We start from the raw sequence: 4,656 nt of genomic DNA on the forward strand, positions 1-4,656 counted from the left end.
GCGGTTGTGCGAGGTTTTACTTCGATCTAAAAATCTTGATTAACTTTTTTGGACTTTGTCTATTATCCCAAAATGCAGTGATGAAAATTTTGCCATTTGCAAATTTGTAATAAATACTAAAATTTCCCATCGCGGCTTCTCTAGTATCTGGATGAGATGTTTCTTTTCCAGCTAGCGGGTTTTCTGAAATAAGAGTAACGCGTTCCTTTATCAAGCCAATTAATTTTTCAGCGTATGCCGTGGACTTATTTCTAATTGTCCAATATTTAAGAATTTCTCGGCGCTGCTTGATGGCAGTTTGAGTCCAAACTATAGACTTTTTAGCCATTCCAAATCAGTGTTATCTAATTCTTCTTGAGAAATGTAGCGATTATTTTTAATGTCATCATCGCTCATGTTAAGCATAAGAATTTGTTCCTCGCTTAGTTTGACAATATTATTATCAACAGAACTTTTTTCAATTAATTGGTTTAGAGCCGACAGATAATCCTTATTAGAGATGGTCAGCAATTTGTCAATTATATTATTTCTAAGATTATCTACAGCTCTCATAAGTTCTTTCTTTTCTACAAATATTGTAATTTTCCCGGAGTTCTCAAAATCTCGCACAACGTTAGGCCGCTAAACGAAGTTATGGAAAAAGCGGGCAGAGTTCTCTCTGCCGCGACAAATTTTCTTCGTGATGGCTAAACTTCCGGCAAAAAACTGAACAATAACTGCGTTTAGCGGCGGTTAGCTGCGACTTTTTTACCTTTTCGGTCTATTCACTAGCACCTGTAAAATGAAATAGGCAGCGCCCAAAAAAACAGTCGATAGAGCAAAATACTCTTTGATTTCTATCCTAGAAGTTGATATATGATAAACAGTTATCAATAGTATTAAGATTGCCAACGACAATATTATCAGCCCAGATCTTCCTTCATAAATATTAGGGATCCTAGATATTTTACTTGTGACTATTTCGCTCTGGTTCAAAGTCGTGACACGAGTTTCAAATTCTTGTACGAATTCGTCGAAATCGTCTTCAAAATGGTTTCTATGTAGAATTTGGAATTCGCCGTTTGTAGCGATAAATTTAAATCTAATCCATCCACGACTTGGTTCAACCTTATATTGAAGAATTTTGTTCCATTCAATTACTGTATTTGGACGATTTTGAAAGGGAAGCTGCTTGATCCATGTTTTGGTTATTCCAAATTCGTCAATAGTAATTTGAATAATAGAAGTAGAAAATCTTACAACAGCGAGGAAGCCAATAATTGAGATGATTGCGTTGAAAGTAAGAGCAATAAATACTTTTCCAGGAAAAAATAAGTCAGCTAAGAATACGATCCAAGTATATACAAAGATCCCTAAAGCCACTAACATAGAATTGAAAGCGACTTCCGACGTTTGTTTTATGGTGTAATCTCTCATAAAGTTGCAGCTAACGTTTCGCCGGTAAGCGAAGTTGCCGACCCAAGCGAACTGAGTTCTCTCTGCCGAAGATAATGTTTCTTCGTGAAACCACAACTTCCGGCTACCGAAAACCCGGCAATTTTGCTTACCGGCTGTTACAAGGGGCGCCAGTCAAAGTGAATCAATCCAACTCGGATTTTTAATTTTTTTAATCGTGTATTCTTGTTTTTGAGAATTTTCCTGGAATGCCGACGAAGAAATTCCACAAAGTAACCACAAAGAAACTCCACGAAGATTTTCGGCAAAGAAATTCGCCAAAGATTGGCTGGAAAATTAACTCGTTTGCAGCAAACTTTCTGAGTTGGATTTCAGCGCAAAGAGAATCATATGAAACCCCGACAAAGCTCGGCGACAAAGTTTTCGGCGCTAAAAGTATATTTTCAAATTCAGCGCAAAGAGAATCATATGAAAATTAACGACAAAGATTGGCTGGCGAAGTCTATTCAACACAACTATTTTCCGGGTTTCCTCGGCGCTCTCTTGTAACGTTTCGCCGGTAAGCGAAGTTGCCGACCAAGCGAACTGAGTTCTCTCTGCCGAAGATAATGTTTCTTCGTGAAATCACAACTTCCGGCTACCAAAAACTCGGCAATTTTGCTTACCGGCTGTTACAAGGGGCGCCAGTCGAAGTAAATCGATCCAGCTCGGATTTTTCATTTTTTAAAATGTATATTCTTGTTTTGAAGAATTTCTCCGGAAGGCGACAAAGAAATTCCACAAAGTTACCAAAACGAAACTCCGCGAAGATTTTCGGCAAAGGACTTCGCCAAAGATTGGCTGGGAAATTTACTCGTTTGCAGCGAACTCTCTGATTTGGATTTCAGCGCAAAGAGAGTCATATGAAAACCTGACAAAGCTCGGCGACAAAGTTTTCGGCGCTAAAAGTATAATTTCAAATTCAGCGCAAAGCAAATCATATTAAAATTAATGACAAAGAATGGCCGGCGAAGTTGATTCAACACGACGATTTTCCGGGTTTCCTCGGCGCTCTCTTGTAACGTTTCGCGCAGTTACGCAGGAGCGGCCAAGCGAACTGAGTTCTCTCTGCCAAGATAAAACATTCTTCGTGAAAACGAACGTTCCGGCCACGAAAAACCAGCTCTTGCTTAACTGCGCTGTTGTGCGTTCGGCTTTTTATTCAGTTTTGTTGAGTGTCCAAATAATTGCTTTTTCTTTTGTTGCTCTAAAAATTGTCGTGTGCTTTTCTTTTGGTTCGTCAGAAAAATTCCATTTAATATTTGTTAGATTTTTTGCTTTCAAAATTTCAGCTAATTCTTTTGTAAATGGCGAAACATCTTCAGCCTTTGAACCTGCAAACCAAATTCGTTTTTCAGTAGATGGAAATTTCGCTAAATGTTCTTTTGCTGTTCTTACTAAATAATGATTGTTCCACCAAAGCGAAGGGTCAAAAGCGATATAATTGTCAAACATTTCAGGTGTTAAGAAAAACGTTTCCATTACAAAAAGTCCTGATGCAGACTCTCCAATGATACTTTTTTCAGTCGTTGTTCTGTATCGTTTGTTTATTTCTGGAAAAAGTTCTTCTTTGATAAAGGCTCTAAATTTTTCTGAACCACCAACAACTGGTGCGATTTCTTTGTCTTTCGCTACTTCTGTAAAGCCTGTCAAATCTCTTCTTCGTTGTGTGTTTTCAATTCCTACAAGTATTAGAGGTTTTATTTTGTTTTCTTTTATAAGTTTAGCCAAAGTATTTGCTATGTGTGGAAAGTCTTCTTTAATTCCACCATCTGCCATATACATTACGGGCAAAGAGTCTTTACCTGTTTTATAATTTTCAGGTGTCCAAACGTTGATTACTCTTTCTTCTCCAACTTGTTTAGATTGAATTTTAAAAGTTTCGTGTTCTGGAATAGGGTCGTTTGGTTGTGATGCGTTTGAGCAACTTGTCAATGTAACAAGTATAATAAGTAAGTTGTAAAAAATAAATTTCATTTTTTCAGTTTTTTGTCTGTTTATGTTTTGTACGCTGTCGTTTTAAGCTGACGCACAACGTTTCGCCGGTAAGCGAAGTTGCCGATCCAAGCGAACTGAGTTCGCTCTGCCGAAGATAATGTTTCTTCGTGAAACCGCAACTTCCGGCTACCGAAAACCCGGCAATTTTGCTTACCGGCTGTTGGCAGACGTTTATTTAATCTTTTCGATAATTTCCCTAATGTTAAAAGTTTCAGGTTGATTTTTTTTGCATTCTTGGATTCCATTTTCGTAATAGTTTTTAATAAATTCGTTGAAATCCTTGCAGTTACGGAAAATATTGAATTCGCTATTTGCAAAATCCCATACGATGCCTTTACCATAAGTCCATTTATTCGCTAATGCTACACCAACTCCACCACCGACACCACCGTAAGCAGCTCCTTTTGCCCAAACATTCGCGAGGTCCGCTTCAGTGTAAAGAAAGTTGTCCCCACCAATAAGTACTCTAACGAAGCTGTTTGGAAAACTGTTCGTCTGCGAATCGTCATCTTTATGTCGATTTTTTAGTATTGCATTAATTTGAAAGTACAAATACCCGTCATATGATACTGCGAAAGCGTCTTTTATCCTTTTATCGGGCGACAAATAATAAAAATAACAATTATGCACACTTTCAGCTAAAACGGGCTTTTTAAAACCAATTAAACCTTTTGGAACAATCTGCACTTGGGATGGGGTTTTCTTTAAAAAATCACTCTTAGTGATATACACTCCCTCGGGATATGCAGATTTATAAATTACTTCTCTAGTCACTAAACTATCTTGTCCAAAAACGAAATAGTTATTTGAAAATAACAGAACTATAAATGCAAAAAATGGTCTCATCTTTATGGTCTTTCTTTAAATGTTTGCCAACGTTCCCTGCATTTGCGCAGGAGCGGAAATGGGAGCAGAGTTCCCTCTGCCAAGATACAACTTTCTTGGTTTGAAAAATGTTTCAAGTCACTAAAAACCAGCTCTTGCGTAAATGCAGTGTTGCACGATGACGCCTGGCAAAGTAAATTGATCCAGTTCGGTTTTATATTTCCTTTGTTTATCATTCTCGTTTGGAAGATTTTTCCTGGAAGCCGACAAGAAATTCCTGAAGATAACGACAACGAAACTCCACGAAGATTTTCGGCTAAGAAATTCGCTAAAGATTGGCTGGAAATTTACTCGTTTGCAGCGAACTCTCTGATTTGGATTTCAGCGCAAAGAGAGTCA

The 4,656-nt window shown here is 37.8% G+C and carries 6 protein-coding genes; 1 reads left to right on the forward strand and 5 read right to left on the reverse strand.

Annotated elements, in window-relative coordinates; translation table 11 throughout:
• Nucleotides 1–16 precede the first annotated feature (16 nt).
• From BLP55_RS16195 to BLP55_RS16220, 5 genes are all read right to left on the reverse strand, one after another.
• Entirely contained in the window at nucleotides 17–328 is a 312-nt protein-coding gene (locus BLP55_RS16195; RefSeq protein WP_091147287.1) for a type II toxin-antitoxin system RelE/ParE family toxin, read from the reverse strand.
• Nucleotides 310–552: a hypothetical protein gene (locus BLP55_RS16200; RefSeq protein WP_091147305.1), complete on the reverse strand. Its 243-nt coding sequence runs from the start codon at nucleotides 550–552 to the stop codon at nucleotides 310–312. The genes BLP55_RS16195 and BLP55_RS16200 overlap by 19 nt, the downstream gene beginning before the upstream one ends.
• A gap of 195 nt (nucleotides 553–747) precedes the next feature.
• Nucleotides 748–1,416, reverse strand: coding sequence for a hypothetical protein (locus BLP55_RS16205; protein WP_139149794.1), 669 nt, complete (start codon nucleotides 1,414–1,416; stop codon nucleotides 748–750).
• Nucleotides 1,417–2,592: 1,176 nt separating this feature from the next.
• Nucleotides 2,593–3,411: an alpha/beta hydrolase gene (locus BLP55_RS16215; protein WP_091147298.1), complete on the reverse strand. Its 819-nt coding sequence runs from the start codon at nucleotides 3,409–3,411 to the stop codon at nucleotides 2,593–2,595.
• A gap of 192 nt (nucleotides 3,412–3,603) precedes the next feature.
• Nucleotides 3,604–4,278 (reverse strand): hypothetical protein, encoded by a 675-nt coding sequence (locus tag BLP55_RS16220; protein ID WP_091147301.1) that lies wholly within the window; start codon nucleotides 4,276–4,278, stop codon nucleotides 3,604–3,606.
• Nucleotides 4,279–4,428: 150 nt separating this feature from the next.
• Between BLP55_RS16220 and BLP55_RS17220 the strand changes: the two genes are divergently transcribed.
• Nucleotides 4,429–4,656: hypothetical protein (locus tag BLP55_RS17220; protein WP_211516848.1), on the forward strand; the 228-nt coding region annotated here is incomplete at its 3' end.

The sequence above is a fragment of the Flavobacterium caeni genome (genome assembly GCF_900101895.1).
Classification (GTDB): Bacteria; Bacteroidota; Bacteroidia; order Flavobacteriales; family Flavobacteriaceae; genus Flavobacterium; species Flavobacterium caeni.

Excerpts from the sequence above, each read along its gene's own strand:
- BLP55_RS16205 (WP_139149794.1), bottom strand. The coding sequence starts at position 1,416 with ATGAGAGATTACACCATAAAACAAACGTCGGAAGTCGCTTTCAATTCT.
- BLP55_RS16195 (WP_091147287.1), bottom strand. The coding sequence starts at position 328 with ATGGCTAAAAAGTCTATAGTTTGGACTCAAACTGCCATCAAGCAGCGC.
- BLP55_RS16220 (WP_091147301.1), bottom strand. The coding sequence starts at position 4,278 with ATGAGACCATTTTTTGCATTTATAGTTCTGTTATTTTCAAATAACTAT.
- BLP55_RS16215 (WP_091147298.1), bottom strand. The coding sequence starts at position 3,411 with ATGAAATTTATTTTTTACAACTTACTTATTATACTTGTTACATTGACA.
- BLP55_RS16200 (WP_091147305.1), bottom strand. The coding sequence starts at position 552 with ATGAGAGCTGTAGATAATCTTAGAAATAATATAATTGACAAATTGCTG.